Genomic DNA, 25,692 nt, shown 5'->3' on the forward strand with positions numbered 1-25,692 from the left:
GGATGAATGAACGATTTTTTATTAATAGAGGCTGTAAGGAGTGACCGAAGGAAATGGCTAAAGACTCAAAAAAGGATTACTCCCAATATTTTGATTTCTCCGATGCCAAAGTAATTTCGCAAGATGAATTCAGCAAAAAGATAAGAATCCGGGGCCGTGAGATTAACATCAAATCGGAACCCAATCATCGTCAGGAGAAACAGCGGGGCAAGGAAGACGTCCAGGTGCTTTACGAAAATGCCGTTCCCGATGAACTGAAAAACATAGGGAAAGGCAAACACTATATTGTATATACGTATGGATGTCAGATGAACGAGCATGACTCGGAGACCATCAAAGGCCTGCTTGAGTCTATGGGATATCAGGCTACAGAGAATCGCAAAGAAGCTGATATTATTCTGCTCAATACGTGTGCCATACGGGAAAATGCGGAAGATAAAGTATTTGGTGAGCTGGGTCACCTGAAAACATTAAAACTCGAACGTCCGGGATTGTTACTTGGCGTATGCGGGTGTATGTCCCAAGAAGAAGGTGTCGTCAACCGAATCATGCAGAAACATGGATTTGTGGATATGATCTTTGGTACACATAACGTGCATCGACTGCCACATCTAATTAAGGAAGCATTGTTCAGCAAAGAAATGGTTGTTGAGGTGTGGTCCAAGGAAGGCGACATCATTGAGAACCTGCCGAAGAAACGTGAGGGTATGCGCGGCTGGGTGAATATTATGTATGGCTGCGACAAGTTCTGTACATATTGCATCGTTCCGTTTACACGGGGCAAAGAACGCAGCCGTCGTCCGGAAGATGTCATTGCCGAAGTTCGGGATTTGGCACGACAAGGCTTTAAGGAGATCACGTTGCTTGGTCAAAATGTGAATGCGTACGGCAAGGATTTCACCGACCTGAACTACAGCTTTGGTGACTTAATGGACGCCATTCGCCAAATTGATATTCCGCGAGTACGGTTTACAACCAGTCACCCACGTGACTTCGATGATCGCTTGATTGAAGTCCTGGCCAAGGGCGGAAATCTGGTGGAGCACATTCATCTTCCGGTGCAATCTGGCAGTTCGGAAGTACTCAAACGTATGAGCCGCAAGTATAACCGGGAACACTATCTGAAACTGGCTGACAAAATTAAAAAGGCCATCCCGGATGTTGTGTTGACAACGGATATTATTGTTGGTTTTCCAGGTGAAACGGAAGAACAGTTTGAAGATACACTTTCCCTTGTCCGTGAAGTAGGGTATGATTTTGCCTATACCTTTATTTATTCCCCGCGTGAAGGTACACCGGCTGCGGTGATGGAAGACAACGTACCGATGGAAGTGAAGAAGGAACGTTTGAAACGCTTGAACGAAACGATCAACGAATACAGCCACCGAAGCAATGAAGAGCAACGCGGCAAAATCGTTGAAGTACTCGTTGAAGGCGAGAGCAAGCGGAATTCTGAAGTTCTGGCAGGACGTACACGCAGCAACAAGCTGGTGCATTTTGAAGGATCCAAAGAGTTGATCGGTACTTTCGTACAAGTGGAAATCACCGATCCGATGACTTTTTATATTCGGGGCAACCTGCTCTCTGAGCCGGTAGCTGCCAATCAGTAATAGTAATACACACACCAATAAGATGAATGATTTTTTGCACTTAGCGGGGTTACGCCGAGCGTAGCGAAGGTGACGGAATCGATTCTGTAGAAGCGAAGCGTTCGCCTTTGTCTCCGAATTTTAACCTTGAACAATCTCAATCGAAAAAATTCGGAGACAACAGCGATCAAAAGAACGATCCGACACCGCAGCGGTCACTCAGCAGTCAACTGAGCTTAATGCAACATTGAGTATTCATCTTATATCATCTCATAGAATGGAGCGATTTCAGTGGCGCAGGAAGAAGTGCAGTACAACCATTATGGAATGCCAACCTACGATACGCGCAATCTGGTCATACGCGACGACATTATGGGAAAAGCCAAAGAATTGGCTGATATGCTCGGAACGAGTGAGGAAGTTAGACAGTTTCAACAGGCTGAAACCAAAATTCGGGATCATGAGCGCATCCAGCAGTTGATTGCAACGATCAAGAAAAAACAAAAAGAGATTGTTGCTTTTGAAAGCTTCAAAAATGTGGATATGGTCAGTAAAATTGAACAGGAAATTGAAGATCTGCAAAGCGAACTGGACAGTATTCCATTGGTTACGGAATTCCAGCAGAGCCAGAGCGACATCAACTACTTACTTCAACTAGTGATCTCTGTAATCCGGGATACGGTTTCTGAAAAAGTAAACGTGGAGGCTGGAACGGATTCACCTCCGACCAGTTGCGGTTAAATGACGGAAGGGTGCGGACGCTGTCCGCGCCTTTTTTGACATTACATAACCGTAAACGTGGAGTGGCTATCGCCAAGTACTCGGAATATAATTCCAAGCAAAGCTCCACGCTGTGGGGTTATTTTGTGTGGCGCAGCTGATTTTTAATGATAAAGGCACATGACATCAAGAGAGCTTGATACGTACAGTGAATAAAGGAGAAATGAATAATGAGTATTTTGGACAAAATGGTGGAAGACGGAGACGGACGATTCTGGGGATTTCTAGGCTGCCGTTATATTAAAGGAGACGGCAAAGAAGTACAGATCGCGTTGACAGCAGGCGAACATCATACCAACTCCATGGGGATTATTCATGGAGGTGTATTAACTTCACTGATGGACCAGGCGATGGGTATGGTTGCAACAGCAGCAATGGACGTAGACGGCTGTGTGACAACAAATCTGAACGTACATTTTCTCGCACCAATGAAACAAGGGGAGTTAACGGTGACAGCTACGGTACTGCATCAAGCAGGACGCAGTGTTACGACTCAATCGGAGGTTCGCGATGCATCGGGCACGTTGGGATGTATGGCTACGGCGACATTCCGCATAGCACGCCCGAGAACGTAACGCACGAATCCTGCGGTTGACAAAAGATATTATTATGTCATAATGAAATTATCAAAATGAAAATAGTCGGTGGTGCCCATGAGCGAAAACTACGAACACTTCAATGCAGAGAGCGACGAACAAGCAGCACGTGCTTATAGTTCCAAAAAATATCGTACCCCCGATGGTGTTCCTGCGGATATCGTTATGTTTACCTTGACCAAGCGGGAACGCAAGACAGTGACGAAGACACTTCCCATTCGGGAACTGAAAGTGATGCTGATCAAGCGCAAAGGCTGGCCTTTTGCAGGCAGATGGGCATTACCCGGTGGATTTTGTCAGGAGAATGAATCCATCTATGGTGCAGCTAAGCGTGAGCTGATGGAAGAGACAGGTGTAGATGGTGGACATCTGGAGTACTTGAATGTATACAGTCAGCCGGGTCGTGACCCGAGGGGCTGGATTATCTCCCACGCGTTTTTCGCGCTTGTGGAAGAATGGATGTTGGATCAACGCCAAGCAGCAGATGATGCTGAGGATGTTGGATTGTTCACCATTCAGGAGGCGCTGCAAGAACTGGAACTGGCCTTTGATCACAGAACAATCATCGAAGACGCTTATCGACGTATTCAACAGCAGATGCTGGAAACGACGATTGCTCGTCAGTTCCTGCCACGTGATTTTACATTAAGTGAATTATATCAGGTTATTCAAAGTGTTGTACCGGATTTTGAAGAACCAAACTTCATTCGCAAGATTACGTCTACCCGCAGCCGTAAAGGCATTGTGGAAGAAGTAAGAGATGAAGAGGGGAACCTGGTGAGTTCCAACCAGTACTCGCAGCGTCCGGCGCAGTTATATCGTTTTACAGAACTCGTACCACGCCTGTCCATCTATACGTAATAAGGTGTAGATGTGTCAATCTGATTGAATCAGGATCAACCATTTCTGGGCTGAGGGAGTGTTGACGATGAAAGCACTGATTGTCATTGATTTTACGAAGGATTTTGTGACAGGTTCTTTGCCTGTAGGTCAGCCGGCAGTAGAGATCGAAGAGACGATTGCAGCTGTAACCGAGGCCTATTGTAAGAACAAACATGAGGTAATCATGGCTGTGGATCTACACGAAGAAAATGATCCGTATCACCCGGAGACTGTACTTTTCCCACCTCATAACATCAGAAATACGGAGGGAAGACAGTTGTATGGTCGTCTTGCCCAAGTGATGGAAGAACGGAAAACAGATATACAGTGGATGGATAAGACGAGATATAGTGCATTCTGTGGGACCGATCTGGAACTCAGACTGCGTGCACGTGGTATTACGGATATTGCACTAATTGGGGTATGCACGGATATTTGCATATTGCATACCGCAGTGGACGCTTACAATAAAGGTTTTCATATTACGGTATATGAAGATGCCGTTGCCAGCTTCAATCCGGCAGGGCATGAGTGGGCACTCGGACATTTTCGTTCCAGCCTTGGTGCTTCGGTGGTTAAGGCGAGCGAGACAGTCTTGACTTAAATTTTCTCCATAGTCATGTTTGGTTAACTCCATGTTAGGAACCGGATGAATGTGGTGAATGGTGTATAGAGTTTTTTACAGGAGACTTGTTTGTTTAATACAGATGAACAGAATCATGAAGAATAAGTCTCCATATGTTAACCCGTGTTCACAGATGAAATCTGGGGGCATGAGCGGAAGTCAGAGAGGATGAGACAAATGCAGACAACTAGCCTGGCTTTACATACGGATAAATATCAGATCAACATGATGTACGCCCATTGGGTGAATGGTACTCACAAGCGGAAGGCGGTATTTGAAGCCTATTTCCGTAAGCTTCCTTTTGGCAACGGATATGCGGTATTTGCCGGATTGGAACGTATTGTGAACTATATCAGCCAGCTTCGGTTTACGATGGACGACATCAAATTTTTATCCAAACAAGAGGAAAATTACGATCCGGTCTTTCTGGAAGAGTTGCTCCAGTTTTCATTTCAGGGGACGATTCATTCCATGAAGGAGGGTGCAATTGTTTTCCCTGACGAACCGCTCATTCGGGTAGAAGGCTCCATTATGGAGACACAATTGGTGGAGACGGCGATACTTAACTTCATGAATTATCAGACGTTGATTGCAACCAAGGCTTCGCGGATCAAACAGGTAGCACAGCAGGATATTTTGCTCGAATTCGGCACACGGCGTGCACAGGAAGCGGATGCTGCTATCTGGGGCGCACGTGCCTCGTATGTAGCAGGTTTCCATGCAACGTCCAATATGCTTGCCGGAGAGCGCTTCGGAATCCCAACAGCAGGTACACATGCCCATTCCTGGGTACAGAGCTTTATGAGCGAACAGGAGGCGTTTGACGTGTATGCCAAAGTGTTGCCTGATCAGGTTACGCTGCTGGTTGATACCTTTGACACGTTAAACAGTGGGGTACCTCACGCCATCAAGACAGCCAAGAAGTTGGAGAGCCAAGGCAAAAAGATGAATGCGATTCGTCTGGACAGTGGTGACCTTGCGTACTTGTCGATTCAGGCACGTCAGATGCTGGATGAGGCTGGGCTGGATTATGTGAAAATTGTAGCATCCAATGATTTGGATGAAAATACGATTTTCAACCTGAAGGCTCAAGGAGCACGGATTGATACATGGGGTGTTGGTACACAGTTGATTACGGCTTCTGACCAGCCATCTTTGGGTGGAGTGTACAAATTGGTGGAGCGTGAAGTAGACGGTGCTATGCTGCCTACGATCAAAATATCTGCCAATCCTGAAAAGGTGTCCACGCCAGGTAAAAAGGAAGTGTTCCGGATCATTGATCCGAAACATGGCAAAGCGATTGCAGATTATATCTGCTATCCAGAGGAAGAGCAGCCGCTACAGGGCGGACCGCTCAAGCTGTTCAACCCGCTACACCCTTACCTGAAAAAGACGGTCACCCGCTACGAAGCGGTGAATATGCTGGAGCCAATCTTTGTGAATGGACGTAAAGTGTATGAACTGCCTAATCTGGATGAGATTCGGGCGTATCACCGGGAACAGATGAACCTCTTCTGGCCTGAATACCAACGGAAGCTCAACCCGGAGATCTACCGTGTGAATATCAGCCCTGCGGCATGGAATATGAAGCAGAAGCTCATTGCGGAACATGTGAAATCCACAGAGGAATGATCTACACATAAGAATTACAGAGAGGCATAACCAGTGAGGCATACTGGCTTATGCCTTTTTGATGCCTATAAAATGTATACGTTCTTAGCGGAGTTGAACGATTCGATGATCGCAAGCAAAATTTCCGCTATACGCGTTCTGTCTTCTGTGAAAGTACGCCGATAGTCTATAGACGTTATTCTTATATGATCCTTATGGGATGGACCAGTGATGTAAGAAATCTCATGGACAGACTGCCAAGGTAGCAGGCTATACTGGATAATAGTCATGCCCAATTCAAGAGGTTGTAGGGGAAAAGTAGTAATTATTTCTCGGGAAAGCGCAGGAGCCGCCAAATTCTGCATCATTCCAAATTTAAATTTGCTTAATTATATTAGAGCAGTTCCTTCAGTTCCAGTTAAGTATCCTAGCATTGTTTCAATCCTGCAGCTGTAGGGGATGAAAGTAAGAGGAGGTGCAGACATGAGATGGATATTAGGACTGGTCTGGATCGCTTTTATTGCCTATGCATTGTTGTTAGCACCGGGGCAGTCACCTGGAAGTGATCCGATATTCAAAGAACTGATTACAATGCAAAGCAAAGAACCTTGGTTACTTACGGTATTTTCGTGGTTAGGTATTTTCCCGGCAGTTTATGCCTGTATGCTGTTAAGAACATCTGTGAAAGAACGAGGCCGTGTACCGACTTGGCCTTTTGTTATACTTTCTTTCGGACTGGGTGCCTTTGCGCTGCTTCCTTATTATGCATGGTCGTCATCCGCGAATAGATCTTCGGGTTACGCAAGCTTACATTTTGGTCGTCAGCGGGAGTCGGGAATTGGACGGGTAGCAGCCCACAAGCTGACGCATGTAGTCCTTCTGCTGTTGACGCTGGGGACGGCATTCTATGCCGTGACGCAAGGTCATCCGGATGTATATATGGAAGCATTCAATCAATCTGCCTTTGTACATATCATGACGATTGATTTTGTACTGCTGACCTTACTTTCCATGATTGCGATATACGGGGATACTGAAGTGAGTCGACGTTCACCAGCTTGGGCCGCAGCGGGGATCATCCCTATTGTGGGTCCACTAATCTATCTGTTGACGCTCAGGAGAGACAGAGCTTGATCATTAACATGAGGAAGAATCCACAGGTAAAAGGAGCCGTTAAGCATGAATACGAACAATTCATGTGCTTAATGGAAAAATATACAAAATCCAAAAAAGGAGTGGCTATCGATGAAAAACCATTTTAACGCATATGTTGTCCGTAAAGAAGAACAGGGCGGAGTGAAAGCTGCTATAGAGCAACTGAAGAAGGAAGATCTGCCAAATGGAGATGTAACGGTACAGGTGCAGTATTCCAGTGTCAATTATAAAGACGGACTCGCTACCCTTGAGAAAGGCGGTGTCGTTCGTGAGTACCCGATGGTACCGGGGATTGATCTGGCCGGAACGGTAGAGGAGTCGGTCAGTGGACGTTTTGCACCAGGAGATCGGGTGATCAGTACAGGATTTGAACCTGGCGTATCCCATTACGGAGGGTACAGCGAGTATGCTCGTCTGCGCAGTGAATGGCTGGTGCCTCTGCCACCAGGTCTCAGTGAGAAAGAAGCCATGGCAATTGGAACCGCAGGATTTACGGCTGCACTTTCGGTAGATGCGCTGTTACAGGCTGGAGTGACACCGGAGATGGGCAAGGTTCTGGTTACGGGTGCAACGGGTGGTGTTGGCAGTATGGCAGTTGCCATTCTGGCGAAACTGGGCTTCGAAGTAACAGCCAGCACAGGAAAGAAGGATCAGGAGGAGTCATTGCTACGAAACTTGGGCGCCTCAGAGGTTATTACTCGTGAAGAAGCTGATGCTCCAGCTAAAGGAGCGATGGGGAAACAGCTATGGGCGGGAGTTGTTGATCCAACAGGAGGACCGGCTCTTGCGGAGCGATTGAAACAGATTCAATACGGAGGTGCGGTAGCGGTATCCGGGTTAACTGGAGGCACAGCTTTTGAATCCACGGTACTTCCGTTTATTTTGCGTGGCATCCAGCTTATTGGTATAGACTCTGTATATTGTCCGATGGAACGTCGGGAACGGGTATGGAAACTGCTGGGCGGAGAATGGAAACCGGAGCGTGCGTTGGAACTGGGAATCCGGGAAATTTCTTTAGACCAGTTGCCTCATACACTGGAGACGATACTCCAAGGTGGTGCAGTAGGTCGTACGGTGGTCAATACGATATCAGATCTGCCATCCGCATAAGATTCTAAGTCCTTAGACATGCTAATTCTACCTGATTGGGTCACAGTACACGTGGCTGGAAAGGAAGGATTGGCATGTGGTTTGGTAGAAAAGGGCGAAGTCTGGTTGGAAGAACAATGAAGTTGGTACTTGTAAGTGGCGTGTTGATTACGAGTGTCTGGTCCCTGGTGGCTTGTTCGGCATCATCCATTGAACAGGAGCGGAAGGTCTACACCCGCGAAGCGACAGATGAAGGAAATATGCGGGCACAGAGTCAAGGACACGGATTAAACGGTGAATTGGTGAGTGAGATCAGTAAGAGTTTTGAAGCAAAAGGCATTCAGCTGATGAATAACATGTCTGCCGATGACGGCCATGGTGGGATCTCTTATATGTATTTGTTGAATGGAAGTGGCAGACACATCGTGAAAGTCCATATTTTCAGTGATACGACAACCCGGGCTGCCAGCATGGAACAAATGTATAGTGAGAATCGTGATGAGGCTGTCTTGGAGAATGCGCTTGGCCGGACAACGATTCGCAGCAAAGGGTACGTCTCACTCGTTTATACAGCTTCTGGTGGGGAAAAGGACAAGTATGAACAGGATGTGTTGCAGGTGTTCCAACATGTATTGGAGCAATTAAGGTAGGAGAATATGGGAGCACAGAAAACTTTCAATCTTTACCTTACAGCTGAAAATAAACCCGAAAAACCCGTCTGATCTTTCAGACGGGTTTATATATTTCACGCATCACATGCCGCAGCTCGGGCAAAATGAGTTTTTCCATGGCCAATTTGACAGCTCCTTTGGAGCCCGGCATGGAGAATACCGCTGTGCGTCCAATTGTACCAGCGACGGCTCTGCTCAGGATGGCAGCGGAACCGATATCTTCGGTGTAACTGAGAAAACGGAAGATCTCACCAAAGCCCGGAAGTTCTTTGTCGAGTAGTGAAGACACCGCTTCGTAGGTTGTATCTCGGGGTGCAATCCCTGTTCCGCCGCTAAGTAACACGGCTTCGATATCATCACGAACAGCTGCATCTTGCAGGATGCTTCGAATGTTCTCCGTTTCATCTGGTGTGATGATGTATTCAACGATCTGATAACCTGCTTCATTCAGAAGCTGGTGCATGAGCTGGCCACTGGTGTCAGTGTCTTTAGTGCGTGTGTCCGATACTGTAACAATCATGCACGATACCGTGTCAGGGGCTTCCTGGCGATGTTGTTCCACTGAATTAGTCATGAAACTTCCTCCTTCAATCAACATGTCCTCATAGCATAGACTATCCGGTAGAATCAGGCAATGTACTGGGGAAGAGTTGAACGTTATTGCACAACGAATGCGGGATGGTGTACACTCGCTAGATATAGATAGATCAGGTTACAAGAAGGACAATCAGAGAGGTGTATACGCATGAATGAAACGATTTTAAAAGAACAATCCATACCTGTATATATACTGTCAGGTTTTTTGGGGAGTGGCAAAACAACACTGCTTGTTCAGTTGATCGAACATTGGCAACAGCAGGGTTTGCGTCCCGCAGTGGTTATGAATGAGTTAGGCGAAGTTAATCTGGATGGTCAGATTGTGGATTCCACCGTTCCGATGACAGAGATGTTAGGTGGCTGCATCTGTTGTACCGTACGTGGTGACTTGGGATTGCAACTTGCTGATCTCGTTCAAGAGGAATCACCGGATGTGATCATCATTGAAGCAACCGGTGCGGCGAATCCAATGGAGATTCTGGATGCGGTAACGGAGACCTCACTCTACATGCGACTGGAACTGAAAAGTCTCATTACTGTTGTGGATGCAGCACATCTGTCTGGTCTGTATCAGGAGCAGAAGGGGCAGACCTTCAAACTAATGCAGGAGCAGATTCGTTGTGCGTCTGTGCTTCTTTTGAATAAAACGGATCGGGTGAGTGCACAGGAACTGAAGGATCTGGAGCAGCTTTTGGCAAAATGGAATGGCTTCGCACCTGTAATTCCTACGGTGAAATGTGAGGTGGAGATGGATCTGTTGCTTCGCAGCGGGGCAGACGTACACGTGCGTGATTCAGCTTCTGAAGCAGGTAAGCCGGCTCACCAAGAGCATCATGTGCATACGGAAGCTTGTGGTACACATGGCTGCAATCATGGTCATGAACATACAGATCATACGGTCCAAGACGATGCTACAAATACTGACGCATCCCATAGCCATGTCCATGACCATGGTCACGAACATTCCGCGCCTCATGCATCACACGAACATGTTATGGTGTATACGCATTATTTCAGTCATCCGGTGAACAGCGAAGCATTTGAACAATTTGTATCTGCTTTGCCACGGGATGTATATCGAGCAAAAGGTATCTTATCGTTTAGTGACACGGCGAGCCGCTTCTGGTTCCAGTATGCCTACCGTGAATCGGATTACATGAAGATTACACCTCAGGGAGATGTCCCTAATGTTGCAGTATTTATAGGTGAACATTTTGACCAAACTGTCATTCGTGACCAATTACTGGAATTGGAAGCGATAAAGTAGGTTAGATGATTCAATATTCCTCCGAACTGGGTATTAAGATGCATAGCAAACTTTGCCTGGGAGGTAACTTTAAATGACACAACAACAATATCAACAATGTATCGATGCTTGCTTGGAGTGCATGAATGCATGCAACGTATGTTACATATCGAGTCTGAAAGAATATGATCTGGCGATGTTGCGTGATTGCATACGTTTGAATCGGGAATGTGCGGAGATCTGCAGTTTTGCTGCACAAGCCATGACACGTGGAAGTGATTTCATTGCTGAAATATGTGAATTGTGTGTGAAAGCTTGTGAAGCTTGCGCCGCTGAGTGTGGCAAACACCACCATGATCACTGCCAAGCATGTGCAGAGGCTTGCCGCAGATGTGCAGAAGCTTGCCGGTTGATGGCAGCAGTAGCGTAAATATTATTTCACTGGAATATATAATTAAAACCGATAATGACCGTTGTCCCCTAAGGGAAGGCAGTGAACACAAGCATCTGAGACGATGTGCCTATGTGTTGCCTTTCAGTAGGGGATTTTTAATGCAGGTTGCCAATTCTGATCGTGGTATGTATAATGATGGCAATGAATTGAAACGAAGAATATCAATGATCGGGAGAGTAGCCAGATCCATACATGACAGCGAGCCGGGAGAGGTGGAAGCCGGTATGACATGACCTGAGTGAACCGCACCTGTGAGATGGTTATCCGAAAAGATGTACGTATCCCGATTGGGATAGGCCATATCTGTCTGAGGGTAACCCGGCTTGCGACCGTTATACGCATCGAGCGGAACAGGTTCTACTGGTATACATGTTGATGCATATTAGGAGTAGCTGTTCACCTAGAGTGGTACCGCGGGAACTGTTAATTCAGCTCTCGTCTCTTATTTAGAGACGAGAGCTTTTTTGTGTTTATTTTCAGCCAATAATGAATGGATAAGGAGTGTTTGACATGTTGATGAAGCAGGCTGCGGCCGATATTACCCCTTTAACGGGTTTGAATGAAGAAGAGGTTCTGAGATTACTGGAAGTCCCACCACAGGCGGAGATGGGTGATGCAGCATTCCCTTGTTTTGTATTAGCGAAGTCATTAAAAAAAGCACCGGCAGTCATTGCGACCGAGCTCGCAACGGGATTGCAGGCATCTGGAATTGAAGCGACTCCCGCCGGGCCGTATGTAAATATCCGTTTCAATCGGGAGAAGCTCGCGCCGAATCTGCTGAAAGAACTGGGGAATGCGGCATTTGGTAAGCTTCAGCTTGGTCAAGGTTCACGTGTTGTGATTGATATGTCTTCCCCTAACATCGCAAAACCCTTCGGAATCGGGCATTTGCGTTCTACTGTAATCGGTGCAGCACTGTATCGGTTGTATAACGAAGCGGGTTATACCTCTGTAAGTGTGAATCACTTGGGAGACTGGGGAACCCAGTTTGGCAAGCAGATCGCAGCATACAAACGGTGGGGCAATGATGAAGCGTTGCAGGCAGACCCGATCCGTACGTCCCTGGAACTGTATGTGCGCTTCCACGATGAGGCGGAGAACGATCCTTCACTGGAGATTGAGGCACGCGAGTGGTTCCGCAAGCTGGAGCAAGGGGATGATGAAGCACAGCGGTTATGGGCGTTCTTTGTGGAAGTGAGCATGAAGGAATTCAACCGGATGTATGAACGCCTGAATGTACAGTTCGACCATACGTTGGGAGAAAGCTTTTACAATGACAAGATGGGCGCAGTGGTTGAAGAACTGAAGGCAAAAGGTTTACTTGAAGAGAGTGATGGTGCACTCGTGGTACGTCTGGAAGATGAGAACATGCCCCCATGCCTGATTATCAAAAAAGATGGAACAACAATCTATCCTACTCGGGATTTGGCTACGGCAGTCTATCGTCATGAGGTGATGAAGGCAGATCGGTTGTTATACGTGGTCGGAGGCGAGCAGAAGTTACATTTCCGTCAGGTATTTGCGGTCCTATCCCGGATGGGGCATGAATGGTCTGCGAAGTGTGAACATATCCCGTTTGGCTTAATGCGTTTTGAGGGAAGGAAAATGTCTACCCGCCGCGGTAAAGTCGTCTTTTTGCAGGAAGTGTTGGATGAGGCAGTTGCTCGTGCTTTGCAGATTATTCAGGAGAAAAACCCGAATCTGGAGAACCCTCAGAAGGTGGCTGAGGCTGTTGGTGTAGGTGCCATTGTCTTCGGTGATCTGCGTAATAGTCGGTTAAACGATGTGGACTTCTCATTGGAAGATGCGGTGAGTTTTGAAGGAGAGACCGGACCTTATGTGCAGTATACCCATGCCCGGATTCAAAGTGTGCTTGCCAAGGCAGAAGAAGCGATCCGTATTGAAAATGAAAACCCTTTGACTAAACCCAACCTTGCGGAAGGTGAGAATAACACAGTAACCACTCCATCCCTTATCGGAGATACCTCATGGGCATTGCTGAAACTGCTTGGTGAATATCCCGAGTATCTGGAAAAAGCAATTCATCGGAATGAGCCTTCGGTCATTGCCAAATACACAATAGATGTCGCTCAAGCATTCAACCGTTTCTATCACGCCGAACGGATTGCCGATGCGTCATCTGATGTAAGATCCTTCCGGGTGGCATTGGCCAAACGGACTGCCGAACGCCTCGCGTACAGTTTACATTTGCTAGGTGTGCAAGCTCCAGAGCGGATGTGATCCCAGGTGATAAGGAGTATACGTGGACTTTTCAAGAAAGCCGATCAAGATGTACCAGACTCATCAGGTCGAGGTATGTTGCTTCAACAAGTGAGCAAGCGATTAGGCAATGCTCAAGTACTTGATGAAATTAATCTGGAAGTGAAACAGGGAGAATGTGCTGTGCTTGTTGGCAGAAACGGCTCGGGCAAAAGCACGTTACTACGTATGTTGGCAGGTATTTTGTTACCCGATACAGGATCGATCCAGCGCACAATGAAGAGTTCTGATGGGTATGCAGTAGATGGCCTGCCACGTTTACCCTTTACCTCTGGAGAGTATTTGTGGGACATGGGACGGATTCGGGGCATTCGCCCCGAAATACTGCGTGAGCGGATTAGAGAACTTAGTGAACTTTTATATCTCGATACCGCGATCGATCAGAAGTTACCCTTATTATCGAAGGGCACACTGCAAAAAGTAAATTTGATTCAGGCCCTGTTACCTGGACCGGGTGGTCTTTTGCTGTTGGATGAACCGTTATCAGGCTTGGATATTCCAGCTCAAGAGGCCATTGTATCCTTATTGGGACAATGGAAGGATGAAGGGACATCCATCGTTACAGCTTGTCATGAACCGTTGCTTATTGAACGTTTGGCAGACCAGGTAATTGTGTTGAAGAAAGGCGGCGTGCTCCGCTACTGGAGTCGTGAAGATATACTTCAAGCTGGCGAACCCGTTGTACGTATTCAAAGTCTAACGGAAGCCGGAGAGGATCTGGCCAACGATCCATCCATGGTACAACAACAACCGGGAGTACTGTCTTTAGTTCGTAATACAAGCTCAGGGATATCCAATTCTTGGTTGTGGGATTGGAAAGTGGTTCAACAATCAACAGATGATGTCCTCAGAATAATTCTGGCATCCGGAGGTTCGGTTGTGTCTGTACAACAGGAAGAAAGTCAATTACATATGGAAAGTCTGCTGGAAGGACAACATCCAGCTGTACATGCGAGTCTTAGAGGTGTCACAGAATCTGTGGACTTAAGCTCTTCCATGGATGATGCGGGGGGAGAAGCACAATGATCTATCTGACCCGATATTTGTTAAGGCATCACATTCGCTCACAGAAATATTTTGCACCGGTTATCTTTTATATCATCGCCATGCTGCTGATCTATTCCTACAAACCCAACCCAATTGCGGACAGTTACAGTGTTACGGCTATGCTGTTATTTCTGGCAGCTGCTTGGCTCGGAGTAATGGTGATGAATACCGAACCTGCAAAGCAGTATCAATTACTCGTCCTTCATGCAGGAAGCAGGCGTAAGGTTGTAATAAGTCAACTCATCTGTGCCTGGATAATGCAATTCATGCTCACCGCAATCACTGTGCTGTATCCCGTGTTCGCGGGAATGTTCGAAAGACAACCCACAGGTGAGGAGTGGATGATGACTTGGTTAGGACATCTGGGGTTATCACTGCTGGGATTAGGCATCAGTGTATTTTTTCAAAAATCGTACATTCCCTTGCTTAGTCGAAGTATGCCTGCCCTCATTATTGTATTATTACTATCGTTTATCCAAGGTTCCTTAAGTGAACGTTTACCTGAATCGTTAGAATGGCTTGGCCGCATTCTTCCACCAGCCTTTTATCTGGTTCGTGAGATGATGTTATTTGATGAATCAAAGATGGACTCTTTTGTTTCGGTTATGCTGTGGACTGTGCTCTATGCATTAGGGTTACTAATCATCCATGTGTGGCTGTCCGGAAGAAGAGATCTGCGGAGTTAGAAGACGCGCTTCCCGATAACTTGAATGTTGCTCTTGGTTTGGTTAGGATAGAGGGACATGGAATGGTTAACATTGTACGGTTGAAGGGGGCGCTCGCATATGCAAAATACAGATATCCAGAATGGTGACATGCTGGACAGCGAACACTCCAGGGAATTGTTTGCCTATTACGGATTGGCAGTGTACTACGGGCAGGCGCTTGAACAGCAGCTGGTCAATCTGATTTTATTAATGAAAATGTCTCAGGGCAAAGCCGTGTCTGAAGAGGATCTGGAAGATCTGTACGAACGAAAAATGAGCAGTTCACTGGGGCAGCTCATTCACGAAGTGCGCCATCATTTTACATTCTCTGAGGAAGAGACTCGCCAGTTGAATGAATTATGGCAGCAACGTAACCGTATTGTACATCATTATTTCAAGGAACGAATTCATGAGACATTCAGTCCGGAAGGACGATCACGCATGATTAAGGAATTGGAGGATTTCAAAGACCGTGCACAGGAGTTGGAGATCCGTCTTCAGCAATATACGGGTGCCTGGATTGCAGAGCTTGGTCTGGATGCCGAATCCGCAGCAGCTCTGCAAACGCTGGAGCGTATGCATACCGAGAGTATGCAAGCAAGGGCTTTGGAAGAGGATGAATGACAAGCAAACGGATAACGAAACGCTGGATATTAATTACGGCTCTGGCTGTAGTATTGGTTGGAATCCTGTGGACTGTGGTTACCGCAATACGTATATCTGCATATACGGATGAGGATTCATCCAGGATATCGGACGCAGCAATCATTCTGGGCGCAGCCGTGGCGGGGGATAACCCTTCACCTGTATTTCGCGAACGTATTGAACACGGGATTGAATTATACCGTCAGGGTACCGTTCGTAATCTGCTTTTCACAGGTGGATCAAGTGGTGATGGAGCACATACGGAAGCTGAAGTGGGTCAGAAGTATGCCATCGCACATGGCGTAGATCCTGCGGACATTCGCATCGAGACCAAATCCAGAATTACCGAGGAGAATCTGGTCAATTCAATTCCGATTGGTGAACAGGCCGGTTATCAAACCTATACGATTGTGAGTGATCCATTACATATGAAACGGGCCATGAAGCTGGCTGCCGGACTGGGTATGGATGCCGTACCTTCTCCGACACGAACAACGGCGTATCGAACCTGGCGCAGCAAGTTTCCTTTTCTCGCAAGAGAGACCGTGATGTACATGGGATATACGATCAAAGGATGGATAGACAATCCGCAGCAGCCATGAGGTTGCACGCGGATTGTTTTTTTGTCTGGCCGAAATAAACAGTAACGGAACATGCCTCCAGATGAAAATACAAAAAAACCGATTTACACCGCAAACCCTGAGGTAGCTGTGTAGATCGGTTTTTGTTTTGCCGTCGAGTACATCATTTTGATTGGTTACTTAAAGAGCTATCTGTTTTACTCTGTTATGCATTGCCTCCGGCAAAGGAGGTTGAGGTTGGAATGATCTCACCCGACGGATTCTCGCTGGTTGCACTCGCTGCTGCTTGCGCACCTTGCTGGAGCTGATACATTTTATAATAGCGGCCTTTAAGCTCCATCAGTTCATCATGTGCACCTTGCTCAACGATACGCCCGCGATGCAGAACCAGAATCTGATCTGCCGAACGAATGGTGGAGAGACGGTGAGCAATGATGAAGGTGGTACGTCCTTTTTTGAGGACTTCGAGTGCATTCTGAATCAATGCTTCCGTTTCCGTATCAATATTGGCAGTCGCTTCATCCAGAATGAGGATGGCCGGATCAAACGCCAGTGCCCGAGCAAAGGAGATCAATTGACGCTGTCCAGCAGACAATGTGCTTCCTTTTTCGATGACAGGTTCGTCAAAGCCTTGAGGCAAATGAGCCAGGATACGTTCAGCGCCTACATCACGCAGCGCCTGTTCAATTCGTTCACGAGAGATCTTCTCATCGCCGAGACTGACGTTGGAAGCAATGGTGCCTGTGAACAGATACGGGTCCTGCAATACAATCCCCATATGCTCGCGAATCCACTGTTTAGGCAGATCTTTGACGTTCTGACCGTCAATCGTGATCTTGCCTTTTTGTGGATCATAGAACCGGAATAGCAGGTTGATGATTGAGCTTTTACCTGAACCGGTGTGACCGACCAGAGCGACCGTCTGACCTTGGGATGCTTTAAACGAGATATTGTTAAGCACGTAATCTTTTTTATAGGCAAAGGATACATCATCGAAGACAACATTCCCTTTGTATCTTGGCATAGAGCCATCGGTTACAGCTTCTCCCTTTTCATCCATCAGCTCAAAGACGCGACCAGCGGATACGAGGGAGGAGTCCAGGTTGGCGAGCTGATTCACCATGCCGGTAATCGGCTGGAACAAGCGGCCCAGGACATCAACGAAGGCATACAGAACACCCAGGGAGATAATACTTGTGCCATCCAACACACTGGAACCGAAGTACCACAGGACAACCGCAAAGGCGATATTCCGTAATACGTTAACCAGGTTGTGTGAGGTGAAGGCATTCAGGTTCAGCATTTTGTTCTGGTGTTTCATATAATCATCATTTAGATCTTCGAATTCCTGTTTGGTTTGTTTCTGATGACGGAATACGCGGATAATGGACATCCCCTGAATGGACTCGTTAATGATTGCATTGATCTCACTCAGTCGGGATCGAATGATCGTGTTGTAGCGAGTAGCGAATTTGCGATAGAGCACAATCCATGTAATGAGCATCGGCACAACGAATAATGAGATTAGACCAAGGCGGACATCAAGCAGGAAGAGTGCGACATACACACCTGTAATCGTGATGATTCCTGAGAAAAAGTTCGAAAGAACGGCAACGAACAGATCCTTGACGGCTTCTGTATCGTTTGTGACCCGAGATACAACTTTACCTGCGGGCAGGTTATCAAAAAAGTGCACCGGCAGTCGCTGAATATGGGCATACACATCGTTACGCAGTCTTTGAATGACTTTGTTGGCCGAGGATTGCAGCCAGAAAGTTTTACCAAACTCCATAATGACCGAGATCACGAGGAAGATCATGTAATACACAATTAATTGATAGATGCTGGGCATCTCCGGTTTGTAAAAAGCAAACAGTTCACCAGCGGACAGGGGTGTTGCCGCATATTGGCCTGTTACCTCACCTGCGCGTGTAACCGTGAGGGTTCCATCCGTATATGTGCGGTCCCCGTCAGGTGCGCTTACCGGTTCGTTTACAAAATAAAAACTTCTGCCGGCTTGTAATACCCGCACTTCGGAACCTTTGTTTTCATCCGGTTCGAACAAGCCTTCGCGTTTGTAGTTCTTACCGTTGTAGACTGCGGCTTCATCTGAAGCTGTCGTCTCATAGAAAGGCTGCTCAATCGCGAGCAAGTGATTGTCGATCATGGATTTGGCGATGAACGGCCCCGCAAGCTCGGCCGCAACCCCAATGGTAAGCATAATTAATGCAGCGATAAATGTTCCTTTGGCTTTCAAGGCGTAATCAAGCAGCCTTTTGCCTGTATTAGACTTCAATGAATTGACCTCCTACGTGGACAGATTGGACTCGACCTGTTGCCGTTCATACTGTTCACGGTACCAGCCGTTCATGGCTAACAATTCCTGGTGAGTGCCTTCTTCCGTAATTTTCCCGTGCTCCAGTACGATGATTCGGTCAGCATGTTCAATAGCAGACAGGCGATGAGTCGAGATCAGCGTAGTTTTGCCCGAGCGTTTGTTGCGTATATTTTCAATGATTTTGGCTTCAGTACGTGCATCGACAGCAGATAAGGCATCATCGAGGATCAGGATATCAGGATTAGCAATAAAGGCACGCGCCAGCGATACCCGCTGTTTCTGTCCACCAGACAGAGAGATTCCTTTTTCACCAACGAGTGTATCCAGTCCATCGGATAAGGTTCCCAGATCCCCGTCAAAAGCGGCGGTACGAATGGCTTCCATGATGACTTCATCACTGGCCCCAGGTTGACCAAATTGAATGTTTTGACGAACTGATTTGGAGAAAAGAACTTGTTCCTGTGGTACGTACCCAATCCAGCTGTGCAAGTCATCTTTGGCAATATCCTGAATCGGATGACCCGAGATGCTTAATGTGCCCGAACCGGCAGGGTATTCGTGAAGCAGTTGTTTGAGCAAAGTAGACTTACCGCTACCCGTACGACCCACAACACCCAATGTTTGACCCCGCCGCAGCGAAAAGCTGATATGACTGAGATTGTCGACAGTGGAACTTGGGTAACGGAATGTAACATCCTGCATCGCAATTTCTTCCGGATTCGTAACGTGGGCAGGTTGCTCCACATCTTGTACGGCAGGTTCTACGGATAAAGTCTCGTTGACCCGATCAAGCGAAGCGCTACCACGTTGCATCAGGTTAATTAATTCACCGATGGCAAACATGGGCCAGATCATCATCCCCAGGTACATGTTAAACGATACGAGATCCCCCAGGGTGATTTCATTATGGAATACAAGATATATGCCGTAGGCAAGTGCAATCACATAACTGAGTCCAACGAAGAGGCGGATGGTGGGTTCAAATAGGGCATCCATTCTGGCAACAGCCAGGTTTTTGCGATACACATCCTCGGTCACGTCGGCGAACCGTTTCTCGTCCAGACGTTCCTGCACATAGGCACGTACGACACGAATACCGGCGATGGATTCCAGCACCTGGTCATTCATATCTCCAAATGCATCCTGTGCCAGGGTGTAACGTTGATGTACAGCTTTACCATAGATCATCATGGCAATGGCGATAAAAGGTAAAGGCAGAATTGCCGCCAGGGTCAGTTTCCAACTAACCAGGAAACCCATGGCGAACAATACGGTGGCCAGAAAGGCTGTAGAGTCTGTTAAGGTCAGCATGCCGAAGCCTGCTGTAGTGGCAATGGAACGAAGATCATTGGTGGCCCGAGCCATCAGATCTCCTGTTCTGTTTTTCTCAAAAAAGGGAGGAGTCATCCGTAGCAAGTGGTCCATGAAGCGTGAACGAAGCAGCCGCTCCACCAGATTGGCACCACCAAACAGTTTGTGCATCCAAACGTATGTAACCAGATAGATAATGATGACCGTTCCTAGAATAAGCAAAATATAACGCGTAAGTGAGGTGCCGGTAATGGAACCGCGCACAATCTCGTCGATGGCATTACCAAGAAGACGAGGAGGCAGCAGTTCGGCAATGCCCACCAGAATAAGCAAGATGACACCGGTTAGGTATCGTTTGCGTTCCAGCCGGAAGAACCAGGCCAGGTTTTTAAGTACAGAGAACAAGAGTTATCCCTTCCTTTCGATGTCCGAGAAATGCAGATTCCGTTCATGTATGCCGAAATGTACCCACAAAAAAAGACATACCGCACGCAGGCGGTATGTCTTCATATAATCATACGGCAGCATGGCTCAGAGAACAGAGCCGCCACCATATATAAGTTCGATTGTGAGTAAACATCACAGAGGTTCTAATGAAAGATCGCCTGTCATGCCGACTTATGAACGGAATAATGATTTCGGGTGTGCTCCGGTATTTAGTTGTGTGTTGAATTGACCTATCATATGTTTGTTAAACACCGTAATCACCCTTTCTTTTTTTGGAAATAAATACAATGTAGACCTCGTATGTTTGCATCTTAACACCGGCTTTTACAATCTGTCAAACATTTTTCACAACTTATTTTGTCTTTATGTGGTCACTCGGGTTTGTATTCAAGTCCCTGTCGAGATATGATGGAACATATATATACAGAAGGAGCTGACACCAAATGAGTACCATACATGTATCCGATCAAGCTGCTCGCTGGTACAAGGAAGAGCTGAATTTGAACGAGGGAGACAGCATTCGTTTTTTTGCACGTTATAGCTCTGGCGGAGGTCTTCACCCTGGATTTTCGCTAGGTATTGCTGTGGAGAAACCAAGACATCCTGCGGATCAAACCGAAGTGTCGGGGATTCAATTCTTTATGGAAGATCACGATTATTGGTATCTGAAAGGGCACCAACTGCATGTGGATATCGTTGATGAAGGTCAGGATATCGAATACCGTTATACGGAAGTCTAATCCTTGAAGTATTCTGCTAAGCAATAGATGGATTACAGGTCGCCACCGGCTTCCGAGTAGGAGGAGGGGATAAGCAGTGAATCTGCCACCACGAGATTTGGCCCAGTATATCGCAAAACGCTCTCATATTGTTGTAAAAGCGGCGGTGCGGGCTGAGAACGAAAAAGGTGAATTACTGCTGATTCAGCATGCTGAACATGGTCACTGGCGGTTTCCAGCAGGTGAGATGCGCCCGGGTGAGGCTATTGAAGATGCTGCACATCGGGAGTTATGGGAAGAGACAGGTTGGACTGCTGATACCATGACACTGGAAGGTCTCTATTCGGGGCCTGACCTTCGGTATTTGCATTCAAGCGGAGATGAAGAGTATTATGTCATTGCCCTGTTCCGGACAGTGATCATTCAGGATGACCTTGTGGAGTCGCGTGTAAATAGTGATGCAGGTCTGAAGTTTTTTGCTTTGGAGTCGTTACCACCTCTTAATCAGATTAGCCGAGTCCTGTTAGCGCGGGATATTGCAGAATAAAATAAGTGTTGACGGAAAAATGACCTTGGCATGCACGATACAGTGGATGCCAAGGTCATTTTTTTTAAAAAATCCGATTTAAGTGCACAGAGCATGAATTACACCTGATCCAGTGGTTCATCATCCATCGCAAAATCAAAATCATCAATATCAAATACCTGTACAGGTGATTCAGACTCAATTATGCGTGCAATCAGTTCAACCTGATCGGTGAGAATCGGGATACTCAGGCGCTGAGATGTCAGCAGCAGTTCGGTCTCAATGGGATCGAAATACTCCCCGTACTGTGCCGTATCTATTGCATTGATAATGGCAATGGATACTTGGTCACCAAATAAAATGGAGGGGCTTTTAGCCCATGGAACAAGTAACGCACGCTCTATTTTTTTCTTATTCAGCGGTTCCTCGAAATAAGAAATCATTTCATTGATTTTGGATTTTACATGCTGATCATCTGCCGGGTTATCCATCATGGGATCAGGACTGGTCTGGAATTCATATAGCTCAAGGATGGTGGTATAAGGAACAATATATTCAACAGGCGCGGGCGGCGCTAGCAATTGACCGTAAATGGCCACCATCACGGCTTCTGTAATAAACTGACGTGACATGGTTCCTTAATCCTCCTGCGCCATTAATAGTTGCAAAGTGAATCTATACGTTTATGCAACAGCATAACCATAATAGTACGTGTTCAAATAGGACGGTTTTCAGTACCGAGAAGATGGGATGAAGCTAGAAATGGAGTAGCGGAGCGTAGGGAAAACTACGTGAGCAACCAAAATGTTTCCTTCGGAAACATACTTCGTAAGCCTCCCGCTTATTTCGGCTGAATTCCATATTCGATGCTGATGATGCCTCTGGGCATCCTTCGTAATCAAAAGCGGACTTTTTGAACAACCTCTAATGTGGATTATTCTGCTGTAGACTCGTGTACATGATTTGCATGAATAGAAGTATATCACACAACGGTGGGAAATACAGCCAATCTGCACAGCATGTCAGGTTACAACCTTCACAACTTGAATCAGGATTTGCCCAGTAGTAATGATAAAATTCCCGCCGCAATCAATGGACCCACAGGTACACCCTTGAATAGGGCAACCCCAAGTACCGTTCCGATTAACAGCCCGGCAACGACAGTTGGCTGTGTACCCATCAGCGTAGCGCCACGTCCTCCGAGATATGCCACCAGTAATCCTACGCCAATGGCGAGCAGGGACTTCCAGTGCAGGAAAGACTCACCGATCGTCTGCAAACTCATCTTGCCACTGGCAAGAGGTGCCATCACGCCAATGGTCAGAATGATAATGCCCAGTGTAAGTCCGTATTTTTCAAGCCATGGGAATGCCTGATTCAGGTTCAGGACTCGTAGCAACAACAGAAATACCATCGCTACGGTCACAGGTGTGTTGCTGCTGATAATCCCGAGAGCCGCAAATACGAGCAACAGCAGGGAAGTCATATCCATTGTTTTCATTTCCCTTCAGTCTGTCCACGTTGTTTGCTAACGATATGTTCCGCAATGTAACGTCCATGCCAGCGCCCGGATTCAATAAAGACTTCATTGGCATTACGACCCGAAGCGATGACTCCGCCCACATATACACCAGGTACGCTGCTTTCCATCGTTTGTGCATCATATAGAGGTTTATCCATATCATCAGACATCTCCACACCTACCGACGTGAGTAGTTGACGATCTGGACGGAAACCGGTCATTGCCAGTACGAAGTCATTATCCAGTTCCCGAGTGGAACCGTCCGTGTGTATCAGACGAATCGAATCATCGAGTATTTCATTCACGCGTGATTCCAGGTGGAGTGTGATATGACCTTTTGTCACCATGCTCTCGAATAGCGGACGTACCCATGGTTTAATATGCTGGGACAGACCACTGCCGCGATAAACCATATCAATATGTGCTCCGACCCGAACCAATTCCATGGCCGCATCCACGGCTGAGTTGCTTCCGCCAATAATGGCGACACGTGTACGGGTATACGGGTGGGCTTCCCGGAAGTAGTGGGTTACTTTATCTTTATCTTCTCCAGGGATGCCCAGATAGTTAGGATGGTCAAAATAACCGGTAGCTACAACTACATTGCGTCCAACATGTACGATGGCCTCCCCGCGGCGATTGAGCGTATGTACCTCAAACGTACCATCATCCTTGCGTTTAATTTCACGGGCTTCCTCATAGTTATGAACACGCAGACCAAAATGTTCGGCTACCCTGCGATAATAGGCAAGTGCTTCATAACGAAACGGTTTATCATTAGGTGTGCTGAACGGAACGTTTCCGATCTCAAGCAGCGGGGCTGTGCTGAAAAACTGCATATGGGTTGGATACAGATAAATAGATTGAACGATATTGTATTTCTCAACGATCACAGCGGACAGTCCCAGCCGCTCACATTCAATGGCAGCAGACAGACCGCATGGGCCTCCGCCGATAATAATGACATCTTCCATGTTCTTAATCCTCCTTATTTCAAGCAATATAATCCTACCGTAAATAACGAGCCAATGCCAGTTCAAGCGTGGAGTTTAATTAGACAAGCTTACTTGAAACCAAAGGAGTTGACGTGCAGAGAAGAAAAGACTAATATCAAATTAGATGTATATCTAATTGAAAGCGAGATGAACGATGATGCAGCTGGAGAAAATTGTGGCTTATCATAAAGCGTTGGCTGACCCGACCCGGCTTCGCATGCTGCTGTTGTTGGCACAGGGTGAACTGCACGGACAGGCACTTGCCGAGCGGCTGAATCTGTCACAGCCAACCGTGACACATCATGCATCCAAGCTGAGAGAGGCGGCGCTGATTAAGGAACGACGGGAGAAAAATACAGTGTATTTCACACTCAATCCTTCGTTTATCCGCGAGAATGCACAGGCTTCGGTTGATTTTATCTTTAATCGAGAGGAGGTCACGGATATGAGTGATGTGAACGAAGCATTGAAAGCGTCGGTCATGAGGAATTTTTTCTCCAAAGATGGACGACTGCGTCAGATTCCGGCTCAATACAAGAAAAAACTGATTGTACTTGGTCATCTGGTCGAGCAACTTGAATTTGGTCGGAAGTATACGGAAAAAGAAATCAATACATTTATAAAGCAATACCATGAAGACTTTGCCACGATTCGGCGGGAATTTATCATGCATCAGTTCATGTATCGGGAAGAGGATATCTATGAATTGAATCCAAAGGAAATGTGGACACGCTGGGATCAGGTCAAATAGAGTAGCTGGTGGTAAAAAAGTTTGGGCTTGACAACTGTAAAGCTCAGTGTGTAACATAATGGATAATTCTACAAGGGAGGCGATTGTTAATGACAAACTTAAATGCAGTATACGTTAATTTGAATATGAACAGCGTCTCCGGAACGGATCAAAGCATGTAATCTTGCGTTAGCTGGATAGCAGTATCCATTGTAACGTGAAGTATCGCATGCTCAGATGAAGCCACGGGTGACGCACCCGTGGCTTTTTTGTTTGCCGATAAAGGGTGTTCCTGAATTGTTTATATCGGAGTGTTAAGTATTTTATCCGGTAGATCTACAAGAAGGGATGATCTTTAATTCGGCTAACTCCTTATTGCCGCGGGTGTATTTCTACTCGTGGTTTTTTGTTTTGATCTGAACCGGAGATGATTGTTCACTCGGCTTGAACGAAGTAAACAAACTTATTTTGGGAGGAATTTTTATTTTAGATAACCATATTGAGAAGTACGGCTGGTCTGCAAAGTGGCAGGAACTGTGGCAAGAGACA

Annotated in this window: 26 protein-coding genes; 20 read left to right on the forward strand and 6 right to left on the reverse strand. The window is 46.7% G+C overall.

Going from position 1 to position 25,692, the window contains the following annotated elements:
- Positions 1 to 53: 53 nt before the first annotated feature.
- From miaB to MKY44_RS10145, 9 genes are all read left to right on the forward strand, one after another.
- Positions 54 to 1,610 carry a tRNA (N6-isopentenyl adenosine(37)-C2)-methylthiotransferase MiaB gene (gene miaB, locus MKY44_RS10105; protein ID WP_341006931.1) on the forward strand — a complete coding sequence of 519 codons (1,557 nt, stop codon included), beginning with the start codon at positions 54 to 56 and terminating at the stop codon, positions 1,608 to 1,610.
- A 306-nt stretch (positions 1,611 to 1,916) separates the two neighbouring features.
- Complete coding sequence (locus tag MKY44_RS10110) at positions 1,917 to 2,330, forward strand: RicAFT regulatory complex protein RicA family protein (protein ID WP_445670682.1); 414 nt, start codon at positions 1,917 to 1,919, stop codon at positions 2,328 to 2,330.
- A gap of 209 nt (positions 2,331 to 2,539) precedes the next feature.
- Positions 2,540 to 2,944, forward strand: a complete 405-nt coding sequence (locus MKY44_RS10115; RefSeq protein ID WP_341006933.1) for a PaaI family thioesterase — start codon at positions 2,540 to 2,542, stop codon at positions 2,942 to 2,944.
- A gap of 78 nt (positions 2,945 to 3,022) precedes the next feature.
- A complete protein-coding gene (locus MKY44_RS10120; RefSeq protein ID WP_062833857.1) occupies positions 3,023 to 3,826 on the forward strand; it encodes an NUDIX hydrolase in 804 nt (267 codons plus the stop codon).
- A gap of 67 nt (positions 3,827 to 3,893) precedes the next feature.
- Complete coding sequence (locus MKY44_RS10125; RefSeq protein ID WP_341006934.1) at positions 3,894 to 4,451, forward strand: cysteine hydrolase family protein; 558 nt, start codon at positions 3,894 to 3,896, stop codon at positions 4,449 to 4,451.
- Between the two features lie 198 nt (positions 4,452 to 4,649).
- Positions 4,650 to 6,104 (forward strand): nicotinate phosphoribosyltransferase, encoded by a 1,455-nt coding sequence (locus tag MKY44_RS10130; protein ID WP_074094596.1) that lies wholly within the window; start codon positions 4,650 to 4,652, stop codon positions 6,102 to 6,104.
- A gap of 462 nt (positions 6,105 to 6,566) precedes the next feature.
- The gene (locus tag MKY44_RS10135) at positions 6,567 to 7,217 is read left to right on the forward strand and encodes a hypothetical protein (RefSeq protein WP_341006935.1); all 651 of its coding nucleotides are present in this window, start codon (positions 6,567 to 6,569) and stop codon (positions 7,215 to 7,217) included.
- Positions 7,218 to 7,328: 111 nt separating this feature from the next.
- Entirely contained in the window at positions 7,329 to 8,348 is a 1,020-nt protein-coding gene (locus tag MKY44_RS10140; protein WP_341006936.1) for an oxidoreductase, read from the forward strand.
- Positions 8,349 to 8,422: 74 nt separating this feature from the next.
- Positions 8,423 to 8,977, forward strand: coding sequence for a hypothetical protein (locus tag MKY44_RS10145; RefSeq protein ID WP_341006937.1), 555 nt, complete (start codon positions 8,423 to 8,425; stop codon positions 8,975 to 8,977).
- 76 nt (positions 8,978 to 9,053) lie between these two features.
- Here the strand turns inward: MKY44_RS10145 and MKY44_RS10150 are convergent, their stop codons facing one another.
- The gene (locus tag MKY44_RS10150; RefSeq protein ID WP_036609234.1) at positions 9,054 to 9,572 is read right to left on the reverse strand and encodes a MogA/MoaB family molybdenum cofactor biosynthesis protein; all 519 of its coding nucleotides are present in this window, start codon (positions 9,570 to 9,572) and stop codon (positions 9,054 to 9,056) included.
- A gap of 171 nt (positions 9,573 to 9,743) precedes the next feature.
- Between MKY44_RS10150 and MKY44_RS10155 the strand changes: the two genes are divergently transcribed.
- The 8 genes from MKY44_RS10155 to MKY44_RS10190 all read left to right on the forward strand — a co-directional run bounded on the left by MKY44_RS10155 (position 9,744) and on the right by MKY44_RS10190 (position 16,576).
- Entirely contained in the window at positions 9,744 to 10,862 is a 1,119-nt protein-coding gene (locus MKY44_RS10155; protein WP_341006938.1) for a CobW family GTP-binding protein, read from the forward strand.
- Between the two features lie 73 nt (positions 10,863 to 10,935).
- Complete coding sequence (locus MKY44_RS10160) at positions 10,936 to 11,271, forward strand: four-helix bundle copper-binding protein (protein ID WP_036609230.1); 336 nt, start codon at positions 10,936 to 10,938, stop codon at positions 11,269 to 11,271.
- A gap of 122 nt (positions 11,272 to 11,393) precedes the next feature.
- Positions 11,394 to 11,528: a hypothetical protein gene (locus MKY44_RS10165; protein WP_280523088.1), complete on the forward strand. Its 135-nt coding sequence runs from the start codon at positions 11,394 to 11,396 to the stop codon at positions 11,526 to 11,528.
- Positions 11,529 to 11,805: 277 nt separating this feature from the next.
- Positions 11,806 to 13,536, forward strand: coding sequence for an arginine--tRNA ligase (gene argS, locus MKY44_RS10170; RefSeq protein ID WP_341006939.1), 1,731 nt, complete (start codon positions 11,806 to 11,808; stop codon positions 13,534 to 13,536).
- A 6-nt stretch (positions 13,537 to 13,542) separates the two neighbouring features.
- Entirely contained in the window at positions 13,543 to 14,601 is a 1,059-nt protein-coding gene (locus MKY44_RS10175; RefSeq protein ID WP_341006940.1) for an ABC transporter ATP-binding protein, read from the forward strand.
- Positions 14,598 to 15,308, forward strand: a complete 711-nt coding sequence (locus tag MKY44_RS10180) for a hypothetical protein (protein ID WP_341006941.1) — start codon at positions 14,598 to 14,600, stop codon at positions 15,306 to 15,308. Before MKY44_RS10175 ends, MKY44_RS10180 begins: the two co-directional genes overlap by 4 nt.
- Before the next feature lie 99 nt (positions 15,309 to 15,407).
- Entirely contained in the window at positions 15,408 to 15,953 is a 546-nt protein-coding gene (locus MKY44_RS10185; protein WP_053061520.1) for a hypothetical protein, read from the forward strand.
- The gene (locus MKY44_RS10190) at positions 15,950 to 16,576 is read left to right on the forward strand and encodes a YdcF family protein (RefSeq protein WP_341006942.1); all 627 of its coding nucleotides are present in this window, start codon (positions 15,950 to 15,952) and stop codon (positions 16,574 to 16,576) included. Before MKY44_RS10185 ends, MKY44_RS10190 begins: the two co-directional genes overlap by 4 nt.
- A gap of 184 nt (positions 16,577 to 16,760) precedes the next feature.
- On the opposite strand, the gene MKY44_RS10195 is transcribed toward MKY44_RS10190, so the two are convergent.
- Both MKY44_RS10195 and MKY44_RS10200 read right to left on the reverse strand, forming a co-directional pair.
- A complete protein-coding gene (locus MKY44_RS10195; protein ID WP_341006943.1) occupies positions 16,761 to 18,851 on the reverse strand; it encodes an ABC transporter ATP-binding protein in 2,091 nt (696 codons plus the stop codon).
- Positions 18,852 to 18,863: 12 nt separating this feature from the next.
- The gene (locus tag MKY44_RS10200; protein ID WP_036609220.1) at positions 18,864 to 20,609 is read right to left on the reverse strand and encodes an ABC transporter ATP-binding protein; all 1,746 of its coding nucleotides are present in this window, start codon (positions 20,607 to 20,609) and stop codon (positions 18,864 to 18,866) included.
- A 485-nt stretch (positions 20,610 to 21,094) separates the two neighbouring features.
- Here MKY44_RS10200 and MKY44_RS10205 point away from each other — a divergent pair, with 485 nt between their 5' ends.
- Entirely contained in the window at positions 21,095 to 21,391 is a 297-nt protein-coding gene (locus MKY44_RS10205; RefSeq protein WP_036609218.1) for a HesB/YadR/YfhF family protein, read from the forward strand.
- Between the two features lie 76 nt (positions 21,392 to 21,467).
- Positions 21,468 to 21,917, forward strand: coding sequence for an NUDIX domain-containing protein (locus MKY44_RS10210; RefSeq protein WP_341006944.1), 450 nt, complete (start codon positions 21,468 to 21,470; stop codon positions 21,915 to 21,917).
- 98 nt (positions 21,918 to 22,015) lie between these two features.
- Here the strand turns inward: MKY44_RS10210 and MKY44_RS10215 are convergent, their stop codons facing one another.
- The 3 genes from MKY44_RS10215 to MKY44_RS10225 form a co-directional block, all read right to left on the reverse strand.
- Complete coding sequence (locus MKY44_RS10215) at positions 22,016 to 22,528, reverse strand: hypothetical protein (protein ID WP_036609214.1); 513 nt, start codon at positions 22,526 to 22,528, stop codon at positions 22,016 to 22,018.
- 416 nt (positions 22,529 to 22,944) lie between these two features.
- Complete coding sequence (locus MKY44_RS10220; RefSeq protein ID WP_036609212.1) at positions 22,945 to 23,388, reverse strand: DUF441 domain-containing protein; 444 nt, start codon at positions 23,386 to 23,388, stop codon at positions 22,945 to 22,947.
- Positions 23,389 to 23,393: 5 nt separating this feature from the next.
- Positions 23,394 to 24,392, reverse strand: coding sequence for a YpdA family putative bacillithiol disulfide reductase (locus tag MKY44_RS10225; RefSeq protein WP_076249782.1), 999 nt, complete (start codon positions 24,390 to 24,392; stop codon positions 23,394 to 23,396).
- Between the two features lie 178 nt (positions 24,393 to 24,570).
- Between MKY44_RS10225 and MKY44_RS10230 the strand changes: the two genes are divergently transcribed.
- Positions 24,571 to 25,164: a DUF2087 domain-containing protein gene (locus MKY44_RS10230; protein WP_341009816.1), complete on the forward strand. Its 594-nt coding sequence runs from the start codon at positions 24,571 to 24,573 to the stop codon at positions 25,162 to 25,164.
- Positions 25,165 to 25,692: the final 528 nt, after the last annotated feature.

The sequence above is a fragment of the Paenibacillus sp. FSL R7-0026 genome (genome assembly GCF_038004485.1).
In the GTDB taxonomy this organism is placed as follows: domain Bacteria; phylum Bacillota; class Bacilli; order Paenibacillales; family Paenibacillaceae; genus Paenibacillus; species Paenibacillus xylanexedens_A.

What these genes read in the sequence shown, in the direction of transcription:
- MKY44_RS10215 (WP_036609214.1), bottom strand. Translation starts at nt 22,528, where the DNA reads ATGTCACGTCAGTTTATTACAGAAGCCGTGATGGTGGCCATTTACGGT.
- MKY44_RS10110 (WP_445670682.1), top strand. Translation starts at nt 1,917, where the DNA reads ATGCCAACCTACGATACGCGCAATCTGGTCATACGCGACGACATTATG.
- MKY44_RS10140 (WP_341006936.1), top strand. Translation starts at nt 7,329, where the DNA reads ATGAAAAACCATTTTAACGCATATGTTGTCCGTAAAGAAGAACAGGGC.
- MKY44_RS10180 (WP_341006941.1), top strand. Translation starts at nt 14,598, where the DNA reads ATGATCTATCTGACCCGATATTTGTTAAGGCATCACATTCGCTCACAG.
- MKY44_RS10135 (WP_341006935.1), top strand. Translation starts at nt 6,567, where the DNA reads ATGAGATGGATATTAGGACTGGTCTGGATCGCTTTTATTGCCTATGCA.
- miaB (WP_341006931.1), top strand. Translation starts at nt 54, where the DNA reads ATGGCTAAAGACTCAAAAAAGGATTACTCCCAATATTTTGATTTCTCC.
- MKY44_RS10205 (WP_036609218.1), top strand. Translation starts at nt 21,095, where the DNA reads ATGAGTACCATACATGTATCCGATCAAGCTGCTCGCTGGTACAAGGAA.
- MKY44_RS10225 (WP_076249782.1), bottom strand. Translation starts at nt 24,392, where the DNA reads ATGGAAGATGTCATTATTATCGGCGGAGGCCCATGCGGTCTGTCTGCT.
- MKY44_RS10185 (WP_053061520.1), top strand. Translation starts at nt 15,408, where the DNA reads ATGCAAAATACAGATATCCAGAATGGTGACATGCTGGACAGCGAACAC.
- MKY44_RS10220 (WP_036609212.1), bottom strand. Translation starts at nt 23,388, where the DNA reads ATGGATATGACTTCCCTGCTGTTGCTCGTATTTGCGGCTCTCGGGATT.
- MKY44_RS10230 (WP_341009816.1), top strand. Translation starts at nt 24,571, where the DNA reads ATGCAGCTGGAGAAAATTGTGGCTTATCATAAAGCGTTGGCTGACCCG.
- argS (WP_341006939.1), top strand. Translation starts at nt 11,806, where the DNA reads ATGTTGATGAAGCAGGCTGCGGCCGATATTACCCCTTTAACGGGTTTG.
- MKY44_RS10145 (WP_341006937.1), top strand. Translation starts at nt 8,423, where the DNA reads ATGTGGTTTGGTAGAAAAGGGCGAAGTCTGGTTGGAAGAACAATGAAG.
- MKY44_RS10115 (WP_341006933.1), top strand. Translation starts at nt 2,540, where the DNA reads ATGAGTATTTTGGACAAAATGGTGGAAGACGGAGACGGACGATTCTGG.
- MKY44_RS10150 (WP_036609234.1), bottom strand. Translation starts at nt 9,572, where the DNA reads ATGACTAATTCAGTGGAACAACATCGCCAGGAAGCCCCTGACACGGTA.
- MKY44_RS10120 (WP_062833857.1), top strand. Translation starts at nt 3,023, where the DNA reads ATGAGCGAAAACTACGAACACTTCAATGCAGAGAGCGACGAACAAGCA.
- MKY44_RS10165 (WP_280523088.1), top strand. Translation starts at nt 11,394, where the DNA reads ATGCAGGTTGCCAATTCTGATCGTGGTATGTATAATGATGGCAATGAA.
- MKY44_RS10125 (WP_341006934.1), top strand. Translation starts at nt 3,894, where the DNA reads ATGAAAGCACTGATTGTCATTGATTTTACGAAGGATTTTGTGACAGGT.
- MKY44_RS10130 (WP_074094596.1), top strand. Translation starts at nt 4,650, where the DNA reads ATGCAGACAACTAGCCTGGCTTTACATACGGATAAATATCAGATCAAC.
- MKY44_RS10190 (WP_341006942.1), top strand. Translation starts at nt 15,950, where the DNA reads ATGACAAGCAAACGGATAACGAAACGCTGGATATTAATTACGGCTCTG.
- MKY44_RS10160 (WP_036609230.1), top strand. Translation starts at nt 10,936, where the DNA reads ATGACACAACAACAATATCAACAATGTATCGATGCTTGCTTGGAGTGC.
- MKY44_RS10155 (WP_341006938.1), top strand. Translation starts at nt 9,744, where the DNA reads ATGAATGAAACGATTTTAAAAGAACAATCCATACCTGTATATATACTG.